This window comes from Streptomyces sp. NPDC001502, from assembly GCF_042894785.1.
GTDB lineage: Bacteria > Actinomycetota > Actinomycetes > Streptomycetales > Streptomycetaceae > Streptomyces > Streptomyces kutzneri.
Genome location: NZ_JBIAVW010000019.1, coordinates 51,387 through 70,645, shown reverse-complemented (window position 1 = coordinate 70,645; position 19,259 = coordinate 51,387). Strand labels below are relative to the sequence as shown.

Genomic DNA, 19,259 nt, shown 5'->3' with positions numbered 1-19,259 from the left:
TGAGGCATATGTTTCGTGACTGCCACCAGCACCACCCCCGAGCAGTTCTCCGTCCGAGTCTTCGGCGGCCCTACCGCCCTTCTCGAGTACGGCGGTCTGCGGTTCCTGACCGACCCGACCTTCGACGCTCCCGGCGACTACCCGAGGCCGGGCGCCCCGCTCCTGGTCAAGACCGCACCCTCCACCGCCACCCCCGATGACCTGGGCCGCATCGACGCGGTCCTGCTCTCCCACGACGAGCACGCCGACAACCTCGACACCTCCGGCCGGGCCCTGCTCGCCGACGTCCCCCTCACCCTCACCACCCCCGGCGGCGGACAGCGCCTGGGAGCCAACGCGAGGGGCCTGGCCGACTGGGAGTCCATCGAGCTCGACCGCCCCGAAGGCGGCACCGTCACCGTCACCGGCGTGCCCGCCATCCACGGCCCCGGACCGCGCGAGGAGATCGAGCCGATCGCCGGGCAGGTCGTCGGCTTCGTCCTGACCGGCGAAGGACTGCCCACCGTCTACGTCAGCGGCGACAACGCCTCCCTCGACCTGGTCAAGGAGATCGCCGCACGCTACGCCCCCATAGACACCGCCATCCTGTTCGCCGGCGCTCCCCGCTTCCCCGTCCTCTTCAACGGCGAACCGCTCGTCCTGGACAGCGCCCAGGCCGCCGAAGCCGCCGAGATCCTCGGTGCCCGCCGGGTCGTCCCCGTCCACTACGACAGCTGGGCCCACTTCACCGAAGGCCGTGACCGGCTGATCGCGGCCTTCACCGCAGCCGGCCTCGGCGACCGCCTGGACCTGGGCGACACCGACTGACCAACCCCCCGGCCGGAGGCTGCGCCTTCCATGCGCCAGAGGCGACGCGGGGGCGAGGACGAGGTGCTGCACCGACACCAATGGGGTGGCGATCGCCTGTATCCAGGCTGCGGAAACAGCCCGTACGCACGCCTGATCCCGGGGCGGCGGTCCTCCCGCTGTCCCCAGACGGCCCCTCTTCGCGGCAGCCGACCGGGCGGGGGCGTCCGGCCGGCTGACCGGGGGAGGGCCGGACGGTTCCTGCGGTATATTGGATCTTGAGCTCGCGGCCGTGGATGACGGTTGTGGAGCCTGGCGTTGGTGGTCCAAGGAAAGACATCCCACTTCCCGTGGGGGAATGCAGGTGCAAGGCCTGCCCAGCGCTCGGTCAAGGCCCCGGCCTCCTCACGGAGGCCGGGGCCCTTTTGCTGCAGGGGACCGAACCGCATCCTCGATCGAGGGAGATGCGTCAGACGGGCCGAGGGCCGTCACCTCGCCAAGGGGTGACGGCCCTTTCGCGTGTTCCGTTCCTGTGTCCGCCGAGCCCCTGCCGAGGGGTGTTGTCGGTGGCGGCGGTGACCATGGGGAGATGAGAGCGCCGGTATCGCGCCCGAGGGCCCGCATGCGGGCATCGACGGGTTGTGCGAGGAGATCCGGGGTGCCCTTGAGGGGCGGGTCGCCTGGGATCCTCGGCGTCCACGTCCACCGGTCGGCGTCGGGGCCGGCGGAGGTCACCGGACAAGCGGTGTGCCTTCCTCCCGCATGGGTTCACTGGTCGACGTGCTCGACCGCGGCCTTCGGGAGCGCGAGCATCACGAGTCCCGCCACGAGGTAGAGCACCGCGGTGACGACGAGGACGACGCTGAGCGCGTGACTGTAGTCGGCCGGTCCTGGCGCATCGGCCGTCGATCCGGTGACGGCGGCGAAGAAGATCGTTCCGAGAACGGCGATGCCGATGGATCCGCCGATCTGGTTGACGGTGGAGAGGACGCCGCCCGCCGCGCCCGCATTGCGTCCGGGGATACCGGCGAGCACGACGTTGACGAGAATGGGTGCGGCGAGGCCGAGTCCGAGGCCGCCGATGAACAGGCCGAGCGCGAGGAGCCAGAATCCGGGGTCGCTGCCGTCCCTGATGACGGCCAAGAGCACGAGCTGAGATGCCGCGATGGTGAGCGAGCCGGTGATCAGCAGGGCTCTGCCGGCCTTGGCGGCGAGAGCGACGCCGAGTCCTGAGGTGATGATCGAGCCGAGCGCATAGGGCAGGATCACCAAGCCGGTCTCCCACGCGGTCCGGCCGGTGCCGAGCTGAAGGTAGACCGACAGGGTGAGGAAGAACGATCCGATACCGCCGAAGAAGAGCACGGATGCGCTCAGGCCGATGGCGAAAGCGCGGATTCTGAGCAGGGCCGGGTTGAAGACGGGTTCGCCCCCACGGCCGGCGAGGCTGCGCTCGTATGCGAGGAAGATCGTGAGCAGGACGATTCCGGCCGCCAGGAGGGCGTAGCTGGCCGCGGTCCATCCCCATGTCCCGGTCTGGATGACCGGCAGCAGAAGGAGCAGGATGCCCGAGGCCGCCAGTAGGGCACCCACGAGGTCCAGTCGCGCAGTAGAGGCGGAACGGGACTCCGGCAAGACGCTCGCCCCTACGACGAGGGCGAGGATCGAGATCGGGACGTTGATCCAGAAGATGGTGCGCCACCCCAGATCGAACAGGTCGGCCTCGACGAGGAGTCCGCCCAGCAGTGGGCCTGCGACCGAGGCGAGCCCCTGGACGGCACCGTAGGCGCCGAATGCCTTGGCGCGCTCTGCCGGGGCGAACGATGCTCGGATTACGCCGAACACCTGCGGGACCATGATCCCCGCGGTCAGTCCTTGCGCGGCGCGCATGCCGATGAGCATTTCCGGAGTGACGGCGAGCGCGCAGAGCGCGGAGGTGACCATGAACCCGGCCAGCCCGATCATGAACAGGCGCTTGCGGCCGAACTGGTCACCGAGCCGTCCGCCAGTGATCAGCCCCGCGCCCAGGGCGAGGGTGTAGGCGGCGATCGTCCATTGGATCTGAGCGTTGCCGGCTCCCATGTCAAGGGCAATCGCAGGGGCCGCGACGACGACGATCGTCGCGTCGACGAGGTCCATGAAGGAGCTGAACAGCACGACCAGGAGCGCCACTTTCGCGCCTGCGCCGGAGATGGGTGCTGGGGGAGCGTCGGGGGCGCGTGTGCCCTCTCGGGATGTCTGCGGAGCGGTCATGCAGGCCAGGGTCACAGCTATAGTTGCCATCGAATGACCGCTTTCCCGGGGGGCGGGATCATGGCTGTGACCTCCGCGCGGACGCTCAGGCTGCTGTCGATCCTCGGTATCGGCGCCACCCTGACCGCCGAGGAGCTCGCCGAAAGGCTCGGAGTCTCCCTCCGGACCGTGCGACGCGACATCGACACGCTCAGAGATCTCGGGTACGAGATCGAGGCCGTGCGCGGGGTGGGCGGAGGCTACCGGCTCGGCCGCGCCACCCGCTTGCCGCCGATCGTCTTCGACGAGGACCAAGCAGTTGCCGCGGCCGTCGCGCTCCAGACCGTCCCCACTATCCTCTCCGGCATCCGTGAGAACTCGGCACGCGCCCTCGCCACGCTGCAGCAGGCGATGCCCGCCCGCAGCCGCATCCGCACCGAGTCGTTCAGCGTCTCCGCAGCGCGCAACTACTGGGAATTCCCCGCTGCACCCATCGATGCCGAGATCATCCGCGTCATCGGCGGCGCGATCAACCGACAACACGTCGTTTGCGTGGACTACACCGGCGAGGACGAACCGGGGACCGCGACGCTCACGCTGGAACCGCACGGCCTCGTCGTGTGGGCGGCACGTTGGTACCTCGTCGCGTTCGAACCGGACGCGGACCGATGGCGCGCGATGCGCGTCGACCGCCTCGAACCACGCATGCCCACGGGGAGGACCTTCGACCGCCGCGACGTCCCGCACGGCGATCCGGTCGCATTCGTCATGAGCACGCCCGACCGCGGCGACACCCTGGCGGAATGGCCATGCTGCGGGTCGGCGCTCGTCGCACTACCCGCGCCCATTGTCGCCCGGTTCGCCCCCGGCGGGTCGACGGTCGAACACGACACCGACTCCAGCTGCCGACTCACGCTCGGTGCCTGGTCATGGGCAGGGCTGGCAGGACTGCTCCTGACTTTCGACGCTGACGTCACAGACATCGAACCGGCAGAGCTCAGGCGGGCGCTGCGTTCCCTGCGCACCCGCATCGACGAAGGACTCAGGTGTGCTGAGTGAGTTCATTGGGATGTGTCGAGGCTTCCTCACCGCGACTGCCAAGAATGCCGCCTCGAAGAAGGAGCCGCGCCGAACTGCATGAGCCCTGTGGAACCAGGAGCCGAGCGTTGCTGGCTCGTGACGCTCCTGCCTCCCTGCCTGCACCGCGTTGTTCCGGGCATGGACGAGATGCTGGAGGTGCTCCTCGACGGTGTCACCGAGCCGCCACGTCGTCGACGCCGCGGCAACCAGCGACGCCGCCGCGCGCAAGAGTCCGGTTTCGTCTAGTTTGGGCCGAGTTAGACACCCCACCAAGGAGTTCACATGGCTGACAAGGGAAAGATGGACCAGGCCAAGGGCAAGGCCAAGGAAGCCGCAGGCAAGATCACCGGCAGCGACCGGATGAAGGCTGAGGGAAAGACGGACCAGGCCAAGGGCAAGGCGAAGGAAGCCCTGAGCGAGACCGAGGAGCGCGCCCGCGGCATCCAGGACTCCCTGCGCGACAAGCGCGACAGGACCTGAAGCCGCCCGGCGAGTCCCTCGCGGCTCGCGGGTGACCACGATGCGGCCCCCGGCGCTCCGGCGTCGCGGGGCCGCGTCATGTCCCCGGCGCGGCCCCGCGCCATCGCCCCCTCCCACAGGCAGAGGCAAATGATGCGGGCCCCCACCCCCTGTGGCACGTTCGGAGCGGGGAGGTTCCGGATTCCCCTTTCACGTTCTCCGCACCGATGCCGCACGCACGAGAGAGGTCCCCCCCTGATGGACGGACACGACAAGGACATCCCGGTGGCCGAAGTGGTCGTGGCGGTCGGCGACTGCTCCGAGGAGGACGCGCGCGCCGTTCTCGACCTGCTCGAACGTTCCTTTCCCGCGGAGCCTGGGGCGGGCGGAGCGGCGCAAGGCGGCCGGGCCGCGACCGTGTGGAGCGCGATCCTCGACGCGGCGAAGCCGGCCGAACCGGCCGAGGGCCAGGCGGCACCCGTACGGGTGAAGGACGCGGTCAGCGTCACCCTCCAGGGAGGCCCCCGTGCGGTGCAACGGGTACAGGCCGCGCTCGTCGGCAACTTCACGGTCGAGGACATGGGAGCCGTGTCGGGCGACCAGGAGCGAGAGGTCGCACTCCGCATCCGCTCCTGAGGGATCGAGCGCGGCCGTCCGGCCACGCACGCCCCGTGTACGGGCGCCGACACCGGGCACGCGGGGTGTATGACCGTACCCAAGACAGCCGTTCTCGTCCTCGACAGCGCCGAGCCCGAGCTGCTGGCGCAGTTCTACGCCGAACTGCTCGGTGCCTCGGCAGGACCGGCACCGGGCGACGGGGAGCTCCTCCTCATCACCGGCGGCACCGGAGTAGTCCTCGGAGTCCGCCGGGACCCCGACCACATACCGCCGAGCTGGCCGCTCCCGGAGGGCTCCCAACAGGCCCACGTGTGCATCCTCGTGGAGCAGCGGAGCCTCGACGAGGCCGAGCGCGAGGCCGTGGCCCTGGGGGCGCGCCCGGTGGCCGCGGAGGACGACGGCAGCCTGCCGGGCAGCCGGACCACCCTGCGGCGCTACGCCGACCCGGCCGGCCATGCGTTCACCCTGGCCGTCGTCGACGAGGACCTCACCGCCGCGAGCTAGTAGCGCCGCCGGGCGACGGCTCCCGCCGAGGACCGGACCGCACACGTCGCTCATGGCTTCGGGCTTCGACGCCGATGACCGGAAGTGGGCGCCTGATCGGCGCGACTGGCGCAGATCGAGGGACCGAGCTGGCCGACGCGCGCCTGGTTCGTCGGCCGCATCAAGACGCGAGTCGACGGAGGAGACCACGTGGGCTTCGTCCTGGCACCCACGGACGTCTCCCCAGCGGTCCCGGTCGCGCCCGTTGTGCTTGTGCTGCGCTACGGCGACCTCAGGGAGATCTGGCCCCGGCCCTCCGCCTGGCGGCTGCCCGGGTCCGTAGTCCTGCTGCCTTGCCGTACTCCTGCTTGCTCGCCTCGGGCCAGGAGATCGTCGCGTTCGCCCCCGGCGGCCGCGGGCGCCGGGGGCGGGGGCGGGGTGTCGAGTCCTGTTCCCCGGTGGAGGCCTTCAAGGAAAGCCGCGACGGCCTCCGTGGCGGTGGCCGACGGCGTCCAGCCCAGCTCCTCGCAGGCCCGGCCGGCGTCGAGCAGGGGGAGCCGCGGTACGGCGTCCAGCAGCCGGGATCGGCCGGTACGAGGCGTACGCGCCAGGCCGCCGCGAGCGCTGCACGGGCCGCGCCCGCCGGGAGCGGCAGCGTACGGGCGTGCAGCAGGCCGGCCACGGTGGCCGTGTCCAGTACAGGGTCGGCCACCAGGTTGAACGGTCCGCGGACGGGCCGTACGACGGCCGCCCGGTAGGCCTCGGCCGCGGCGTCGGTGTGCAGGGCCTGGAAGCGCAGGCCGCATACGGCGGGCAGCGCGGGCAGCAGGCCCTGCCGGATCAGCCGCCACGGCAGGAACGGCCCGGCGAAGATCCTGCCCTGCTCGCTCGCCGCTTCCTTCTCGAAGAGGAACGTCAGCCGCATCCGGACCACCCGCAGACCGGGGCGCCGATGACGCGGCCGAACGCGAGAACACCGACCCGGTAATGAAGATCGTTTTCTCTCAGTCAATGCGCGTCCGCCAGCGCTACGAACCGCACTTCTGGCAGATGACCGACGTGGGGCTCGCCAAAGACGCCGCGCACAAGCTCGACCAGGAACTCCTCCTTCGGCAACAGAGGCTCGACACTGCCGCTGAGCAGCGTGCGCAGAAGGAGTGAGCCCTGGCCGTCTCGCCGGTAGCTGTCCGGCGGGGGTCGAGCGCACCGTGCGCCAGTGTCGTCTTCTACGAGCGGATGGACGCGCCCGGCGCACGGCTGCCGCTCCTCACCCGCGGCGAGGTCGAGGCCCTGGTCCTGCTCCCGGGCCGGCTCGACGGAGCGGACGAGCGGGTGCGGCGCGCGGGCCTGGAGCTACGGGCGCTGATTGGGAAGCGGCTCCCCGCGGCGCAGGTTCGCCAAGCGAGCCCTCAGCAGGAGTAGGACGATCCGGTGGAGCATCTCGCGTTCCGTCTCGATGCCGTCCTGCAGGTGGAGTCTCCACATGAACCACTCTCGGCGGAAGGCGGGTCGGAGCTCCCGGCACTGGTAGGCGATCCGGGCACCGTGCGGCTGCCGGGGCACTCCGGAGGGCAGCACGGGGCCGGGCTCGCCCTTGTTGTAGCGGGCCTGCTCCCAGCAGATCGCCTCGCCCTCCGCGGCGCGGGCCAGCCGTTCCGAGGCGTACCACTGGCGCTCGTGACGGGCGACCTCTCGCCACCAGAACATCTCCTTGCGGTGCTCGCGCCAGCGGCGGGTGGGATCACCGGACGAGCCGACGTAGAGCAGGTAGCCGGCCGCATCGTAGAGCCGGTACACGGCTGTGGGGGTCTCGGTCACCGGGTGAGCGTGTCAGCCGGCACTGACAAGCAGCTGCGCCCCGCTTGGAGCTGCTCTACCAGGGACCCTCGCCCCGGCAGAACTCGGCGAGTCTGCCGGGGCGAGCCGGACCGCGGCGGTTTCCGTGCGGTCGTCGGGTCGCAGGTCCTGCCCCCCGACGACCGCACGACGGCACGGAACGTCACGGTCAGGAGGAGCTCGGGTCAGCGGACCTCGGTGACCCGGTGCTCCTTGCGCGCGCCACAGTTGGAGTTGTACACCTGCACGTGCACGTTGCTGATGCCCCCGCCCCAGTCGACGCAGTGGCCCTTGCCGTACACGTAGGCCGGGCCCGCGTACGACGTGTACCGGCCGTAGTCCTCGCCCCGCTCCCAGGTTTCGGGGACTTCGATCCAGAGGGCCATGTCCACGGCCGCACCCGGGTTGTTGCGGATGGTCGCGACGCAGTTCTTGCCGTTCGAGGCGTTGTACGTCAGGTAGACGGTGCCCAGCGAGCCGATGGCGGCCGAGTTCACGGTCTTGTAGGCGCTTCCGCAGACCTTCTGCGGCGTGGTGTTGGGCGCGGCGGTGGCGGGCGCCGCCAGCGCGGTCGTGGCCCCCAGGGCCAGGGCGGCGAATGCGGTGGTGGTAAGGACGGAACGGGTGAATTTCATGTTTCCCCCTGGTCGTCATCGGAGTTGGTCGCTCCTGCATGGTGGGACATGAAGGACGGCGGATCGGTTGCGCATCGTTCGCAAAGGATGTGACCGCGCCGCCTTACCACCCCGCCCGCGGGCCGACGGACGGCCGCACGCGGCGTCGAGGAGTGGGGGTGGTCGGACTCGGCGAGGAGGCGGGCGCGCTGCTTGCGGTAGGCGTAGGTGGTGAGGTCGGTCCGCTTGGCCATGCCGCCTCCCCGTCTGCGGGGTGCCGCCCGGGGCCCCGTCCCGGGCGGCCGTACCCGCACCCACCCGCACCGTGGTGGTCTGTGGCTCCGTCAGTACGTGGGGCAGAGGTTGGTCTGTACGGCGGCGAGGATGAAGGCGGCCTTGGTGGGGCCGAAGCCGTCCGGATGGTTGGGGCTGATGAAGCGCCGGTTCGTGGACTCGACACGCTTGGTCGGGTCCTTCTCGTCCTTCATGGACTGACACTGACTCAGCCCGCGGCTGACGGCCTTGTCGTCCTTGCCGTCGACGATCTCGGGGTCGATCTTGTTGAGCGCGGCGAGGTAGATGGCGCGCTGCTCGGGGGCGGGGCTGGGCGGGATGCCGGCGGCTGCGGCTGCGGAGCTGAGCGCCTCGGGGGCGATGCTCGACTGCGATGCGGACGGCGAGGCGGCGATCTTGTCGTCGGGCTTGGGCTCGCTGGTGACGGCCCCGGAGCAGCCGGTGAGGGCGAGGAGGCCGGCGGCGGCGAGGAGGGTGATGGTGTGGTGTGTGCGCATCGCGTCATGGTGTCGGCGCCGGGACCGGTGTGGGTGGGCTGTGGCTGATCTGTGACGCGCGAATGCCCCGCACGTTGGCGGGGCTCAAAGATCAGCCGGTATCCCAGCTCCGTCCACGCTTCGGAGTCGTACTCACGCTCCACCCGAGCGAGAAGATCAGGGACGCGATCTACGTCAAAGCGACAGTCGTACATCTGTGCCCAGTTCACCACCCAGGCATTGAACCGTCCCCGGAGCTTCGAGTCGACTTCGGACCCCAACGGCTTCCCGAGAGATCCACAACTTGATGCCTGGCTTCGTGAGGTGCGCTGCCTGGTCTCCCGGACGCCAACCTCGGGCTGTTCACGAGTAGCTCTGATCAGTGCCGACAGAGGCCGTCCGTAGATCGCTTCCCGTTTCTCGTGTGATCGTTTCCCAGTGCCGGGTGTATGCCGTCGACCGCCTGTCCTAGTGTGATCACCGTGCTTGGAAATCCGTGGTTCGAGATAGATGATCCTGACGATGAGTTCGGCTTCGATGCTGCCGAGCTCGCCTTCGCGACAGCTCTCCGCGAGCAGGCCAGCTCATGGGATGTCCCCTATGCCCACAGCTGGGTCGGTCGCCCCGAGGACGATTCATCGCTCCTGGCCTTCGTGGGGCTGAGCGACGAGCACCGCAGGGTGTCGCTGATCGATATCGGTGTGCACCTGGTCGGTTCCAACGTCCGCGGCGACCGCCTCCACAATCAGCTCTACTTCCTCCCGGACCAGCCGACGAGCCTGGCGATGGAGGCGGTCGGGTCACCGCAGGAACTAGCTGAACGCACCGCCACATGGTTCGAGACCCTCTTGCGGAAGCCGATTGTCCGCCACGAGTGGGAACACAGCGGACAGGTCTACGCGACCCGCTACTTGTTCGCGGACACCGAGGACGGGCTGGTCCAGAGCTACAACCAGACGCTGGCCCCGTCGGGGCAAGCAAAGGGCCTGATCGATGCTCGTCACGTACACGGTCGGGGTTGGATCCAGACCAGCGGGCTCGGCCGGCCCGACCGTATCGTCAGCATCAGAGGTGAAGCGACTGCCTGAGCAGGCAAGCCAGACTCCGCCGCCCAGGGGAGCGGTACCGCAATCGGGGGAATACCGCACGCTTCGAATGACGCCCCCCGCCAACTAGCTGGACTGGATCGTTCCGGTCGTGCAGGAGTGGGTCGAGGAAGTGCGGGGCGGGTTCTCCCCGGGCCGTCACCCGGCGCTGTGGATCTCCGAGCGCCGGAGCCGGCTGGGAGGCCGGCGCCTCGACGAGATCTTCTCCAACATCCGCGAGCATGCCGGTCTGCCCGCGGAGCTGGACCTGCACTGCCTGCGGCACACCTACATCACGCACCTGATCGAGTTCGGATATCCGGAGCGATTCGTCCAGGAGCAGGTCGGCCACTCCTACGCGGCGACGACCGCTCTGTACACGTGGGTGTCGGACGAGTACCGCAACCGGCTGATCGAGGCCGCGCTCCACAAACGCCTGGAACCCGCTGAAGGAAGGGTGTTGCCGCGGTGATGAAGAGGATGGGGTTCACGTGGAACCTGCGCCGCCTTATGGCGGAGCGGGACATGTACCAGACCACCGACCTGGTGCCCCTGCTGGCCGAGTACGGGGTGCATCTCTCACGGGAGCAGGTGTTCCGGCTGGTCACCCAGCCCCCACAGCGGCTGTCGATGGACACCCTCGCCGCCCTATGCGGCATCCTCGGCGTTACCCCGGCGGACCTGATCGAGGTCGCCGAGACCCATGTGCAGGTCGCGAAGCCGACTGCGACCGGCGAGAACACGAGCGTGGCGAAGGCTCCTCCCGCCCGCCGCGTTCGCGTCCTGCGCCCGGGTGAGCGGTGAGCGGCCCAGTGCCCGTTCCGGCCTCGTGGGAGGAACTCGCGGAGCGGGTCACCCGGTTCCTGCCCGACCTCGCGCCCGACGAGGCGGCTCGGGTTGTGGTCGGGCTGACCCCGGCGGCTCGGGGCCGGATCCGGGCCCACCTCGCAGTTCACCCCGACGCCCTGGTCAGCGGGGCGTCCCTGGCTCCGCGATCGGTCCAGGCACTCATCACCCTCCTCACCGAACTCGGTGTCGCTGGGGTCCAGGCGCCATCCTGCCTGCGGTGTGGTCGCGTCCGGCCGTTGCGCCGGGCGGTGCCCGGCGGCAGAGTCTGCCTCGGCTGCGAGGGCATCCTGGCCGCACAGTCCGACGTCGGCCCCTGCGCCACCTGTGGAGAAGCCCGTCCCCGCCCGAGTCACAAGACCTGCGGACCATGCCGCCGGGATCAGCTGTCGGCGGGCCGGGCCTGCTCCTCCTGCGGGAATCGCTCGTTCATGGATCCGTGCGCGAACTGCCGGCCACGGCCGACGGTGCCGTGCGCGCTGTGCAGGATCAGCGCACCGGTGTGTGCCCGGTGGCCGCTCGGGCCAGTCTGCAAGCCCTGCTACCGCGAGGCCCGGCGCCGGCCCGGCTTGTGCCCGGCCTGTGGCCAGCGCCGCGTGCTGATCGCTCGCACCGACAGCCGCAGAGTCTGCGGGCCATGCGACGGGCACGCGGACCCACACGCCTGCCCGCGCTGCGCCGAGCCTCGCTCCTACCAGGTAAAACGGGTCTGCGACCGATGCGCGGTGCGCGACCGTCTTGGCACGCTGTTCTCCACCGTCCCGGACGACGGATGCGGTGCGTACGCGCACATGCGGGCAGCTCTGATCGAGTGCCCTGAACCCGGCACCGTCCTGAACTGGCTACGCAACTCCCACTCCGCGCGTCTGCTCGCCGACCTCGTAGCCACGGGCCGGCCGCTCACCCACCTCGACCTTGACGCCACGGCGGGAGACGGCCGGGCCGCCCGGTACCCCGAGCACGCCCTACTGCTCCGCTCCTACGTGCGCTGGTCACTGCTGCCGCGCGCCCGACGCCACGAGCGGCTGCGCGGCGGCGGGTTCCTCGGCCGGGTCCGCGCGGCGTACTCCCGGATCAACCGGGCCGCCGAGTTCCTGACCGCGATGGCCGCGCACGGGCGGCTCCTGCGGGAGGTGACCCAGCAGGATGTCGACACCTGACTCGCGATCAACCCGGGCACACGCTTCACGGTTCGGGACTTCATCGTCTGGGCGACCCGCCGCGGCCACGCCCGCACCCTCGACGTCGCCCACTGGCCCCAAAGGGACCCGGTCAGCCTGGACGAGGACTCCCACTGGGAACTTCTCCACCAGTGCCCTACCGACACCGACCTGCCCCTCGACGTACGCGGAGCCGGGGCCGTGCTCCTGCTATTTGGCCAGCACCTGACCCGGATCGCCGCCCTGACCACCCACGCCGTAAGCACCGTCGGCGAGGACGCCTTCCTGACCCTCGATCTCACCCCCCATCCCCCTGCCCGCGTCCTTGGCCAGCCTGTTGGCCGACCTTAGGGACATGCCGGCGCCGACACCAACTGGGCGGCGAACTCCTCCCAGGACTGGCTGTTCCCCGGAGACCGTCCCGGGCAGCATCTCTCCGCCACCGTCATCGGCCGCCGTCTGGCCGCCTACCACATCCCCAGTCGGCCCGCCCGCGCCACCGCCCTCGTCGCCCTGGCCCAGGACCTGCCCCCAGCGGTCCTCGGGCCGATGCTCGGCCTCCACCCCGTCACCGCCGCCCACTGGCGACGACGCGCCTCCACCGACTGGACCGCCTACCTCGAAGCCCGTCTGACCGCCCCGCCGCGCTGACCACCGGTCGAAGCCGCGCCATACGGCCGGTTTGGGAGGTGTCGCTTGCGGCTACCCCGGGGGAAGCCGCATTTTTGAGCATGTTCAAATATGCTGAGGTGCGGCCACAGGCCGGACATCCAATCTCTGGGGAGAGGTCTGCGGACATGCGTGGATGGCGGGCGATGGTTCTTGCGGTAACCGGGGTAGTTCTCACAGCGTCTTGCGGGTACGGCGCGGCCATCCACGCGGCGGACATTCCGCAGGAGCAGCTGGTAGGGACGTGGACCAGCCCAGCAGGGACGTCCCTGACCTTCTCGAAGGAACACACCTTCACTGGAACGGGATTCGACAAGGTCAAAGCGATGGCTGACTGCGCCGACCCCGAGAAGCTGTCCAACGGCCGATGGGCCTTCTACGCCGGCCCCAAAGGCGACGGCCTCAACATCCCCGACGAGACCGCCACACACGGCAATGATCTTCGGCTGTCCTTCACCGAGGATCCGACGTGCACGGTTTGGGTCTACCTCTACGGGGACTTCGGAGATACAGAGGATCCCAGCATGTGCCCTACAGAGGACCCGGACGCGGGGTGTCCTCCTGACGGCTACATGAAGCGGAGCGAGGCCGGCACTCGCTCCTGACACCCATCGAAACCGGGGCACTCGCGTTCCTGCAGGGCCACAACCACAACCGCACCAACAGGCAGGCCGGCCCGAACCCCTCAACCACCGGGACCAGACAGGGATACCGCGCGATTCGAATGACGCTCCCCGCCGGCTGGCGCCTCTGCCTGGACAGCGGCGCGTCGGGAGGCGTACGCGAACGACCAGGGCCAGCCGGCCTCCCTGGTCGCGGTGACAGCCCGCTCGAACCGGAGCAAGGCCGACCAGGACCCGGCCGAGTGGCTGCCGCCGGCGCCGGATGCGCTGTGCCGGAACGGTGCCGAGTGGACCGCGACCAAGCTCCGCTGGGGCCTCGCAGCGGACGAGCTGGAACGCGACCGCCTGCTGGACATCGCGGCCGGCTGCGGCGGTACCGACGTGGAGTTCACCCCTGCACCGTAGGCCCTGCCCGCGGCCGAGGGCCGCCACCTCGTCGGGGTGGCGGCCCTTAGCGATGTCGCGGTTCGGGGCCGTCCGCCGCGCGGCCGGGTGAGCAGCCGAACGTCCCGCGTCGGCCACGGGATTCCGACGACTTGCCGGGTTGGTGCTGTCCTTCCGGCGGTGAGAGCGGCGAAGGGGTGAGGACGGGCCACCGTGGGTCCGACCTCGGAAGGACACAGGGCTGTTGGACCGATCGCAGGAGACGCATTGGTCACGCTTGGCCCGCCGACCGTCACGGACCCCGGCGGGCAAGCCGCGCGTGCCGGTTCGCCCCGGCTGGAGGGCAACTGGTGGCGCCGCGACTGCATGGGGACCCGGTCCTCGACGGCTCGTCGTGTGGGATCCGCATGCAGGCCGACTGCCGTCCGAGGCGTTACGGCGCTGCCCCGCGACCCGGCGCAGTACGACAGGTGCCAGTGCTTGCAGCCCTCGTAGCGGTTGGGCAGGCAGCCTGCTCACCCATTCGCCCTGGGCCTTGACGGTCATCGTCCCCGACTGTTCGGGCGAACCGCGTTCCAACCCGTCCCTTCTCCCACCCGGCGCGGGCATCCATGGGCAGGACGAAAGGGAGACACACGATGCCGCTCTATCTATCGAGGTTCAGTTACACACCGGAGACTTGGGCGAGGCTGACCGTCCACCCGGAGGATCGCGCGAAGGCCGCTCAGAGGTACATCGAATCCGTCGGTGGAAAGCTCCACGGCTTCTGGTACGCCTTCGGCACGCACGACGGCTACAACCTCTGGGAAGCTCCGGACAACGTGTCCATGGCCGCGGTTGCTCTGGCGATCAGCGGAGGTGGCGCGCTCAGCTCGTTCGAGACGACCGTTCTCCTGAGCGTCGACGAAACGCTGGATGCCCTGCGCAGGACCCAGCAAATCCAGTACCGGGCTCCTGGCGGGTAACCTCCCGCGAGCAGAACCTGCTGCCTCAGCGGGACAGCGCCCGGTTGCCCGAGGGCGGCGGTCTGAGCGCCGGCGCCGGGGGTTCGCCGCACACCTCGTCCCGGCCGGGGAGGGGGCCGAGCAGCGGGCGCAGCTGCTCGGTGGTGATCCGCGTGCTGTACTCGGCCGGCTCCACCCCGCCCCCGGCGGTCGGCTTGACGGGAAGGAGTGGGCCTGCATGTGGCCGCCTCCACCTGCGGGGACGAAGGAGACCGGCGAACGAGCACATCGGGGCGGGGCTGGGGTGTCCTGCTCTCATCCCCGGGCTGCGGCTGCTAGTCCGGCGCCCTCTCCTAGTGCGGCGGCTGAGCCCGCCCGCCCCGGCTCGACGCACGCGAAGGCCCCGGCCCGGGACATCATCCCGGACCGGGGCCTTCGCGTTTCCGCTGTCGATCAGCCGGCCCTACTGGTTCTGGGCCATGTCGCGCTCTGTCGGCGTGACGCACAAGCTGTCGCCGTCATAGCTCCCACGCCAGACATAACCGTGTTCGCACGTCTCCGACCCGTAAGCACCGCCAGAACCAGTGCGGTGGGGGTTGCTGGGGTCGTAGTTGGTAGGGCCCTTGCCGCCCGAGGCGCCCACGAGGCCGACGGGGGTGACGCTTTCGTCACCGAAGTGCGCAAAGGTGCCCGGCCCGTAGTAGGTGGAGCTGTCACCGCCGTACGTAACGGTCTCGTCGCCGACGGGGGGGCCGGTGGCGTCGCCGCTGCTGTCGTCGCCGTACGTAACGGTGGCGGCGCCGGCGAGGATGCTCCCGGTCGCGGGCCGGACCGAGGGCATGGTCGCCGCGGAGGCCGGCAGCACGATGGCCCCGGAGAGGAAGGCCGCCGAGGTCGCGGCCATCACAAAGCGCGAGATCCGCCGCTTGGAGCGGACGGCGGGCTGAATGTGAAGGTCGTGCGACATGACTGCTCCTTGAAGGTTCGTGTCCGGCGAGGGGGCCTCGTTCTCCTCAAGCAGGCGCCATGGTGACCTATCCCGTCATGTCGCTGAAAGCCGTGACTTGACAGGATGGATCGGGCCTGAATGCAAGCAACGAAAGCGCATGGCTGTGGGGAAACCGCAGGTAGGGAGCTTTCTTCGTGCAGGAGTGTTACGTCTTGCCCTGGGTCTGCGGGCCCGCTTTCCGCCCCTGGTCCGAGGGCCACACACCTGACTCACCTGCCGTCGGGTGGTCATCGTCGTTCGTCGTCTTCGGCGGCCCTCGGAGGGCCCACACCAACGACACCGAGCCGAACGGGTGACGGGACGGGGCACTCATGGCTTCAAGATCAATTCATTGCCCCTTTGGCTCGCATCTTGGCCATACCCCTCCAGGCCCTTGGACCGCCCCGGTGCGGTGTCGTCGAGTTCCCCGGGCTCGACGATCAGGTACTCGCTGCGGGTGTCGTAGCTCTTGACGATCTCCCTGAGGTCGACTTCGTCGTCTGTGCGCTCGTTGACGCGCCGGTTGCGGATCCGGCCCGCGGTGCCTCGCTGGAGCTGGCGAAGAAGCCGGCTTGAAGACCGGCCACACCACCCACGGCTCCTTGGCCCATCCCGGCACCACGTCCGTCACGCAGTTCGTCACCACGGCCGACGCTGCAGCCGCCACCGCCGCAGCGGCCGCAAGTACCGAACCCGCCCACGCACTCCTCGCCCGCACCCTGCCCCCCCCAGCCTCGCCCCACCAGTCAGACGACCCCAACCCCTTGAACGTGGTCGTCCCGCGAAGGCGCCGGATCGAGCGGGACTTCCCCAGCTTGATGAGGCCCGGTTGGAGGACACCACCTCCAGCGGGGCGGGCACCGGCACCTACCCGACCGCGACCACAGCCACTGGGCCGGCGTGGCCGCGCTCGGCGAGACCAGCGGCGCATGACGATCACCGCGCCGCACGCACGCCGACCACCGATACCCCGACCGGGACGTGTCGTTGTCCTGGTGCGGGGCGCGGCGCGGCCTGCGGGTCGAGGCGCAGCGAGTCGGGCTGGGAAGGGCGTGGGGTGTTGGTGGCAGGGTCGGGTGGGCGGAGTGTGCTGGTGACGGGGGCGACGGGTGGGTTCGGCCGGGTGATCGTGTTCCGTCTGGCGGGCGCGGGCTGGGACGTGATCGCCGGTGCACGCGACACGGCCAAGGCCCGCAGCCTCGTGGCGGATGCCGCCGAGGCGGGCCTGGCCTTGCGCACCGTTCAGCTGGACGTCGCGTGCGAGGCGTCCTGCCGCCAGGCGCTGCAGGAGTGCGCCGAGATGACCGGTGGTGGTCCGTGGGCGCTGGTCAACAATGCCGGCATCCCGCAGGCAGGCGCGGTCGCCGACGTGGACGACGAACAGGCCCGTCACCTGCTGGAGGTGAACCTGCTCGGTCCGGCTCGGCTGTGCCGGCTCGTCCTGCCGGCCATGGCCGCCCGCGGCGGCGGCCGGATCGTCAACATCTCCTCCGGCCTGGGCCGGGTCCCCTGGCCGATGGGTGCCTGGTACAGCGCGGGCAAGCACGCCCTCTCGGCCCTCACCCACTGCCTGCGCGTAGAGGCCGCTCACCTCGGCGTCCGCGTCAGCCTGGTGGAACCCGGCGCGTTCTCCACTCCCATGCTCAGCCGTGCCCTGACCGACCTCGACACCCTCCGCGACCCCGCGAACCCCGGATACGACAACACCACACGCCTCTTCACCGCCGTGGACCGCCGGGTGCCCGTCCCCGAACCGGTGGCACGCACCGTCGAGGCATGCCTGACAGCCCGCCGGCCGCGTCCCCGCTACGTCGTCGGCCGCGACGCCCGCTTCCTGATCCCCCTCCACACCCTGCTTCCGCTGACCCTCACCGACCGCCTCAAGCACACCATCACCGGACTGCCCCGCACCCCCGCACCCCCGCACCCCTGCACCCCCGCACCCGCCACATCACCAGAACCCGAACCTGGCGAAAGGCCCGGGCGCGTGAAGGAGACGGCGTGAACCCCTACAGCCGCATCACCCACGCCGCAGTCCACCTGCCCGCCCGACGCCAGCACGTCAGCGAGATCGAACAACTCCTCCGCCGGCGCAGCCCGGCCCTCAACCTCCCCGCCGGCCTTCTTCAGCGCACCTTCGGCTTGCACGAACGCGCCGTCGCCGACCCCGACGATCTGCCCTCCGACCTCGCCGCCCGTGCCGCCGCCCGCCTCCTGCACACCGCCGGCCTGGCCCCGGCCGACATCGACCTGCTGCTGTTCGCCGCCGTCAGCGCGGACGTCCGCGAACCCGCCAACGCCCACATCGTCGCGGCGAAGACAGGCATGACCTGCCCGGCCTTCGACATCGGCAACGCCTGCAACGGAGTCCTCAACGCCCTCCAGGTCGCCGACGCCCTCATCCGCACCGGCCAGCACCGCCGCGTCCTGATCACCTGCGGGGAAACCCTCACCCGCCTCTCCCGCTGGGAGCTGACCCGAGACCAACTGCGCACCGGACTCACCTCGCTGACCGGCGCCGACCTGGGGGCGGCCCTGCTGGTGGAGGCCTCGCCTGCCCCGGGCATCACCGGATCGGTGTTCCTGGCCAACTCCGCAGGATGGCCCGCCGCCACCCTTTACGACCCCCACCACGCCCCCGACCACCCCCAGGGTCTCCACATCGACTCCGACACCCTGCTCGGCTCCTTCCACGACCTCGACGCCCAGGGTGCCCAGTGGCTCAAGGAACAGCGCGTCGACGTCCGCGAGCTCGGCCTCGTCTGCGTCCACCAGCCGTCCGTGCCCTTCGTCGAGGCCGTCCGCACCCGCATGGACATCGAACCCGCACAGATCATCCCCACGTTCCCCCACACCGGCAACGCCGCCGCTGCGACCCTGCCCCTCCAACTCGCCCAGGCAGTGCGCCACCGCCGTCTGGCACCGGGCGACACGGTCGCCCTCTTCGGCCTCGCCAGCGGAGCCAGCGCCGCAGTGATGCTCCTGCGCTGGTGACAAGGGGCTCTTCGCATGCCCGGAAGCGGGCCGGAGCGCCGGCCCGACAGCGGCTCCCCAACGGGTGCTGCTGTCCCCCGCGGGGTACTTCCAGGCGATGGCTTCCAGGGTGCGGCGGTGGTTGGCCCACCGTCGGCCGCAGCCCGGATCGGCTGGCATCAGCGGCTCGATCCGGTCCCACATCGCATCAGTGATCACTAATCGAGCAGACATATCCGATCGACTGACCAACCCGTCAAAGAGACACGCGCTAGCTCTCCCCGGCCGCGAGTACCTGCTCCAGCAGCGCGCCGAGCTGGTCGAGTTGGGCCTCTGCGAGGGGGGCGAGTGAGCGGTCCACCTCGGCGGCGACCCGGCGCTCGCCCTCCTGCCGGATCTCTTCGCCGTGCGGGGTGAGGGCATGCCGGACCGCCCGGCCGGGGCCTGGGACGCGTTCGATGAGGCCCCGGGCCGCCATCCGGGCGGCGAGGGTGCCGAACGCCTGGTCGGTCTGGAAGGTGAGCTGAGCCAGGTCGTGCAGCGAGGCGTCCGGGTGTGCGTGCAGATGGCGGAGGGTGTCCCACTGCACGAGGGAGACGCCGAGCGGGGCGAGGGCGGCGGTCAGCGCGCGGTGGTGGCGGTTCTGGAGGCGCTTCACGGCGAGCGCGACCTGCTGCGGGGTCCGGGTCACGGGATTCAGGCTAGCGCAAAC

The 19,259-nt window shown here is 70.3% G+C and carries 26 protein-coding genes and 2 pseudogenes; 16 read left to right on the top strand and 12 right to left on the bottom strand.

Features of this window, described 5'->3' with window-relative positions:
- The first annotated feature begins 15 nt into the window (after window positions 1-15).
- Window positions 16-807 (top strand): MBL fold metallo-hydrolase, encoded by a 792-nt coding sequence (locus tag ACFY0D_RS28865; protein ID WP_390800946.1) that lies wholly within the window; start codon window positions 16-18, stop codon window positions 805-807.
- A 747-nt stretch (window positions 808-1,554) separates the two neighbouring features.
- On the opposite strand, the gene ACFY0D_RS28860 is transcribed toward ACFY0D_RS28865, so the two are convergent.
- Entirely contained in the window at window positions 1,555-2,955 is a 1,401-nt protein-coding gene (locus ACFY0D_RS28860) for an MFS transporter (RefSeq protein WP_390800945.1), read from the bottom strand.
- A gap of 114 nt (window positions 2,956-3,069) precedes the next feature.
- On the opposite strand from ACFY0D_RS28860, the gene ACFY0D_RS28855 reads away from it, so the two are divergent.
- The 5 genes from ACFY0D_RS28855 (at window position 3,070) to ACFY0D_RS28835 (ending at window position 5,676) form a co-directional block, all read left to right on the top strand.
- Window positions 3,070-4,074 (top strand): helix-turn-helix transcriptional regulator, encoded by a 1,005-nt coding sequence (locus tag ACFY0D_RS28855; RefSeq protein ID WP_390800944.1) that lies wholly within the window; start codon window positions 3,070-3,072, stop codon window positions 4,072-4,074.
- 78 nt (window positions 4,075-4,152) lie between these two features.
- A complete protein-coding gene (locus ACFY0D_RS28850; protein WP_390800943.1) occupies window positions 4,153-4,341 on the top strand; it encodes a hypothetical protein in 189 nt (62 codons plus the stop codon).
- Window positions 4,342-4,377: 36 nt separating this feature from the next.
- Entirely contained in the window at window positions 4,378-4,575 is a 198-nt protein-coding gene (locus tag ACFY0D_RS28845; protein WP_390800942.1) for a CsbD family protein, read from the top strand.
- Window positions 4,576-4,812: 237 nt separating this feature from the next.
- On the top strand, window positions 4,813-5,190 hold the full coding sequence (locus tag ACFY0D_RS28840; RefSeq protein ID WP_390800941.1) for a hypothetical protein: 378 nt from the start codon (window positions 4,813-4,815) through the stop codon (window positions 5,188-5,190).
- Between the two features lie 69 nt (window positions 5,191-5,259).
- Complete coding sequence (locus ACFY0D_RS28835) at window positions 5,260-5,676, top strand: VOC family protein (RefSeq protein ID WP_382510366.1); 417 nt, start codon at window positions 5,260-5,262, stop codon at window positions 5,674-5,676.
- A 271-nt stretch (window positions 5,677-5,947) separates the two neighbouring features.
- Here the strand turns inward: ACFY0D_RS28835 and ACFY0D_RS28830 are convergent, their stop codons facing one another.
- Complete coding sequence (locus tag ACFY0D_RS28830) at window positions 5,948-6,580, bottom strand: hypothetical protein (RefSeq protein ID WP_390800940.1); 633 nt, start codon at window positions 6,578-6,580, stop codon at window positions 5,948-5,950.
- 62 nt (window positions 6,581-6,642) lie between these two features.
- On the opposite strand from ACFY0D_RS28830, the gene ACFY0D_RS28825 reads away from it, so the two are divergent.
- A complete protein-coding gene (locus ACFY0D_RS28825) occupies window positions 6,643-6,816 on the top strand; it encodes a hypothetical protein (protein ID WP_390800939.1) in 174 nt (57 codons plus the stop codon).
- A gap of 192 nt (window positions 6,817-7,008) precedes the next feature.
- Here ACFY0D_RS28825 and ACFY0D_RS28820 read toward each other — a convergent pair whose 3' ends face one another.
- From ACFY0D_RS28820 to ACFY0D_RS28805, 4 genes are all read right to left on the bottom strand, one after another.
- A complete protein-coding gene (locus ACFY0D_RS28820) occupies window positions 7,009-7,473 on the bottom strand; it encodes a GIY-YIG nuclease family protein (protein ID WP_390800938.1) in 465 nt (154 codons plus the stop codon).
- A gap of 203 nt (window positions 7,474-7,676) precedes the next feature.
- Entirely contained in the window at window positions 7,677-8,126 is a 450-nt protein-coding gene (locus ACFY0D_RS28815) for a spore-associated protein (RefSeq protein ID WP_189968811.1), read from the bottom strand.
- The gene (locus ACFY0D_RS28810; protein ID WP_390800937.1) at window positions 8,123-8,359 is read right to left on the bottom strand and encodes a hypothetical protein; all 237 of its coding nucleotides are present in this window, start codon (window positions 8,357-8,359) and stop codon (window positions 8,123-8,125) included. The genes ACFY0D_RS28815 and ACFY0D_RS28810 overlap by 4 nt, the downstream gene beginning before the upstream one ends.
- A 90-nt stretch (window positions 8,360-8,449) precedes the next feature.
- Window positions 8,450-8,896 (bottom strand): DUF732 domain-containing protein, encoded by a 447-nt coding sequence (locus tag ACFY0D_RS28805; RefSeq protein WP_390800936.1) that lies wholly within the window; start codon window positions 8,894-8,896, stop codon window positions 8,450-8,452.
- A gap of 452 nt (window positions 8,897-9,348) precedes the next feature.
- Here ACFY0D_RS28805 and ACFY0D_RS28800 point away from each other — a divergent pair, with 452 nt between their 5' ends.
- From ACFY0D_RS28800 to ACFY0D_RS28790, 3 genes are all read left to right on the top strand, one after another.
- Window positions 9,349-9,963 (top strand): hypothetical protein, encoded by a 615-nt coding sequence (locus ACFY0D_RS28800; RefSeq protein ID WP_390800935.1) that lies wholly within the window; start codon window positions 9,349-9,351, stop codon window positions 9,961-9,963.
- 109 nt (window positions 9,964-10,072) lie between these two features.
- On the top strand, window positions 10,073-10,432 hold the full coding sequence (locus ACFY0D_RS28795) for a tyrosine-type recombinase/integrase (RefSeq protein ID WP_390800934.1): 360 nt from the start codon (window positions 10,073-10,075) through the stop codon (window positions 10,430-10,432).
- On the top strand, window positions 10,429-10,764 hold the full coding sequence (locus tag ACFY0D_RS28790) for a helix-turn-helix domain-containing protein (RefSeq protein ID WP_390800933.1): 336 nt from the start codon (window positions 10,429-10,431) through the stop codon (window positions 10,762-10,764). The genes ACFY0D_RS28795 and ACFY0D_RS28790 overlap by 4 nt, the downstream gene beginning before the upstream one ends.
- 424 nt (window positions 10,765-11,188) lie before the next feature.
- Here the strand turns inward: ACFY0D_RS28790 and ACFY0D_RS28785 are convergent, their stop codons facing one another.
- Complete coding sequence (locus tag ACFY0D_RS28785; protein ID WP_390800932.1) at window positions 11,189-11,341, bottom strand: hypothetical protein; 153 nt, start codon at window positions 11,339-11,341, stop codon at window positions 11,189-11,191.
- A 190-nt stretch (window positions 11,342-11,531) separates the two neighbouring features.
- Here ACFY0D_RS28785 and ACFY0D_RS28780 point away from each other — a divergent pair, with 190 nt between their 5' ends.
- The 4 genes and pseudogenes from ACFY0D_RS28780 (at window position 11,532) to ACFY0D_RS28765 (ending at window position 14,607) form a co-directional block, all read left to right on the top strand.
- Window positions 11,532-11,966: a hypothetical protein gene (locus ACFY0D_RS28780; protein WP_390800931.1), complete on the top strand. Its 435-nt coding sequence runs from the start codon at window positions 11,532-11,534 to the stop codon at window positions 11,964-11,966.
- Between the two features lie 815 nt (window positions 11,967-12,781).
- Window positions 12,782-13,240 (top strand): hypothetical protein, encoded by a 459-nt coding sequence (locus ACFY0D_RS28775; protein ID WP_390800930.1) that lies wholly within the window; start codon window positions 12,782-12,784, stop codon window positions 13,238-13,240.
- Window positions 13,241-13,375: 135 nt separating this feature from the next.
- A pseudogene (locus tag ACFY0D_RS28770) lies at window positions 13,376-13,663 on the top strand (HNH endonuclease); the annotation flags it as partial.
- A gap of 617 nt (window positions 13,664-14,280) precedes the next feature.
- Window positions 14,281-14,607, top strand: a complete 327-nt coding sequence (locus tag ACFY0D_RS28765; RefSeq protein WP_390800929.1) for a GYD domain-containing protein — start codon at window positions 14,281-14,283, stop codon at window positions 14,605-14,607.
- A gap of 25 nt (window positions 14,608-14,632) precedes the next feature.
- On the opposite strand, the gene ACFY0D_RS28760 is transcribed toward ACFY0D_RS28765, so the two are convergent.
- The 3 genes from ACFY0D_RS28760 to ACFY0D_RS28750 form a co-directional block, all read right to left on the bottom strand.
- Window positions 14,633-14,782, bottom strand: a complete 150-nt coding sequence (locus ACFY0D_RS28760) for a hypothetical protein (protein WP_390800928.1) — start codon at window positions 14,780-14,782, stop codon at window positions 14,633-14,635.
- Window positions 14,783-15,049: 267 nt separating this feature from the next.
- Complete coding sequence (locus tag ACFY0D_RS28755; protein WP_390800927.1) at window positions 15,050-15,553, bottom strand: hypothetical protein; 504 nt, start codon at window positions 15,551-15,553, stop codon at window positions 15,050-15,052.
- Between the two features lie 351 nt (window positions 15,554-15,904).
- Window positions 15,905-16,105, bottom strand: coding sequence for a hypothetical protein (locus tag ACFY0D_RS28750; RefSeq protein ID WP_390801028.1), 201 nt, complete (start codon window positions 16,103-16,105; stop codon window positions 15,905-15,907).
- A gap of 562 nt (window positions 16,106-16,667) precedes the next feature.
- Here ACFY0D_RS28750 and ACFY0D_RS28745 point away from each other — a divergent pair.
- Both ACFY0D_RS28745 and ACFY0D_RS28740 read left to right on the top strand, forming a co-directional pair.
- A complete protein-coding gene (locus ACFY0D_RS28745) occupies window positions 16,668-17,579 on the top strand; it encodes an SDR family oxidoreductase (protein WP_390800926.1) in 912 nt (303 codons plus the stop codon).
- Complete coding sequence (locus tag ACFY0D_RS28740; protein WP_390800925.1) at window positions 17,576-18,568, top strand: 3-oxoacyl-ACP synthase III family protein; 993 nt, start codon at window positions 17,576-17,578, stop codon at window positions 18,566-18,568. Before ACFY0D_RS28745 ends, ACFY0D_RS28740 begins: the two co-directional genes overlap by 4 nt.
- Window positions 18,569-18,652: 84 nt before the next feature.
- Here ACFY0D_RS28740 and ACFY0D_RS28735 read toward each other — a convergent pair.
- Together ACFY0D_RS28735 and ACFY0D_RS28730 are read right to left on the bottom strand one after the other, a co-directional pair.
- Window positions 18,653-18,781: pseudogene (locus ACFY0D_RS28735) on the bottom strand (IS5/IS1182 family transposase); the annotation flags it as partial.
- 37 nt (window positions 18,782-18,818) lie between these two features.
- Window positions 18,819-19,238 carry a MarR family winged helix-turn-helix transcriptional regulator gene (locus ACFY0D_RS28730; protein WP_390800924.1) on the bottom strand — a complete coding sequence of 140 codons (420 nt, stop codon included), beginning with the start codon at window positions 19,236-19,238 and terminating at the stop codon, window positions 18,819-18,821.
- Window positions 19,239-19,259 lie beyond the last annotated feature (21 nt).

What these genes read in the sequence shown, in the direction of transcription:
- ACFY0D_RS28845 (WP_390800942.1), top strand. Translation starts at nt 4,378, where the DNA reads ATGGCTGACAAGGGAAAGATGGACCAGGCCAAGGGCAAGGCCAAGGAA.
- ACFY0D_RS28765 (WP_390800929.1), top strand. Translation starts at nt 14,281, where the DNA reads ATGCCGCTCTATCTATCGAGGTTCAGTTACACACCGGAGACTTGGGCG.
- ACFY0D_RS28805 (WP_390800936.1), bottom strand. Translation starts at nt 8,896, where the DNA reads ATGCGCACACACCACACCATCACCCTCCTCGCCGCCGCCGGCCTCCTC.
- ACFY0D_RS28840 (WP_390800941.1), top strand. Translation starts at nt 4,813, where the DNA reads ATGGACGGACACGACAAGGACATCCCGGTGGCCGAAGTGGTCGTGGCG.
- ACFY0D_RS28830 (WP_390800940.1), bottom strand. Translation starts at nt 6,580, where the DNA reads ATGCGGCTGACGTTCCTCTTCGAGAAGGAAGCGGCGAGCGAGCAGGGC.
- ACFY0D_RS28815 (WP_189968811.1), bottom strand. Translation starts at nt 8,126, where the DNA reads ATGAAATTCACCCGTTCCGTCCTTACCACCACCGCATTCGCCGCCCTG.
- ACFY0D_RS28810 (WP_390800937.1), bottom strand. Translation starts at nt 8,359, where the DNA reads ATGGCCAAGCGGACCGACCTCACCACCTACGCCTACCGCAAGCAGCGC.
- ACFY0D_RS28850 (WP_390800943.1), top strand. Translation starts at nt 4,153, where the DNA reads ATGAGCCCTGTGGAACCAGGAGCCGAGCGTTGCTGGCTCGTGACGCTC.
- ACFY0D_RS28755 (WP_390800927.1), bottom strand. Translation starts at nt 15,553, where the DNA reads ATGTCGCACGACCTTCACATTCAGCCCGCCGTCCGCTCCAAGCGGCGG.
- ACFY0D_RS28835 (WP_382510366.1), top strand. Translation starts at nt 5,260, where the DNA reads ATGACCGTACCCAAGACAGCCGTTCTCGTCCTCGACAGCGCCGAGCCC.
- ACFY0D_RS28855 (WP_390800944.1), top strand. Translation starts at nt 3,070, where the DNA reads ATGACCGCTTTCCCGGGGGGCGGGATCATGGCTGTGACCTCCGCGCGG.
- ACFY0D_RS28825 (WP_390800939.1), top strand. Translation starts at nt 6,643, where the DNA reads ATGAAGATCGTTTTCTCTCAGTCAATGCGCGTCCGCCAGCGCTACGAA.
- ACFY0D_RS28775 (WP_390800930.1), top strand. Translation starts at nt 12,782, where the DNA reads ATGGTTCTTGCGGTAACCGGGGTAGTTCTCACAGCGTCTTGCGGGTAC.